General features: G+C 26.7%; 2 protein-coding genes. Both read right to left on the bottom strand.

Features of this window, described 5'->3' with window-relative positions; all coding sequences use genetic code 11:
- Positions 1 to 85: 85 nt before the first annotated feature.
- The gene (locus tag ACTFWY_RS17810; protein ID WP_060815589.1) at positions 86 to 595 is read right to left on the bottom strand and encodes a hypothetical protein; all 510 of its coding nucleotides are present in this window, start codon (positions 593 to 595) and stop codon (positions 86 to 88) included.
- A 1-nt stretch (position 596) separates the two neighbouring features.
- Positions 597 to 722, bottom strand: a complete 126-nt coding sequence (locus ACTFWY_RS17805; protein WP_439927445.1) for a toxin C-terminal domain-containing protein — start codon at positions 720 to 722, stop codon at positions 597 to 599.
- Between the last annotated feature and the right edge of the window lie 5 nt (positions 723 to 727).

The raw sequence follows: 727 nt of genomic DNA, 5'->3' as shown, positions 1-727 counted from the left end.
CCAACTTAACTACTATGTTAGCTACAAAAAAGATAATATTCCCTATCAAGATAATCTGCGTTATTTTTCATCTGTTCACTTTTACTTAATAAGGGGAAGTAGATTTCTCTTCATAAAAAAGGTCGTGTCTTTTTATTATTTGTTCTACATTTTCTATATTCTCTTTATTTACACCTATATATAAATAATAATCATAACCAAAATGAATAACTAATTGCTCATGAGTTAATTTCCCCCAAATAAACTCTCTAAGCAGCAATTTCATAACTAATGGTATATTATTAAGTTGTATTTGTTTATTTTTATTTAAATTGTTATACATGTTTTTTAAAAATTCATTATCCTCGATCAAAGTATCAATATCTCTACTTTTCTCAAATTGAGTTAGTAAAAATCTATTTATATCTAAACTTTCAGCTATTTCCAATACTGTATTTATATATTTTAGTTCTACAAGTTTATAATCATCTAACGTAAATATTTTACCCTCAAATTTTTTTCCGATATCACTATATGATGTCCACTCGTTTCTTATATATTTTCCATTTTCATCTCTAAACTTATAGTCATATTTTGAAACTCTTAAAAATTTCACACTAATCACCTATCCTATTTAGATCTTCATCATAAGTCCCACTTCTAGTATCTTTACTTCCCAAATCCTTGACATTATCTGCGCCTTTCCAAGTACCACCATTATGAGAGTCAACATCCGGTGTTATATATT

Origin of the sequence: Enterococcus sp. 125944 (genome assembly GCF_051909435.1) — a bacterium.
GTDB classification, from domain to species: domain Bacteria; phylum Bacillota; class Bacilli; order Lactobacillales; family Enterococcaceae; genus Enterococcus_D; species Enterococcus_D gallinarum.
This window is presented reverse-complemented; position numbering and strand designations above follow the sequence as displayed.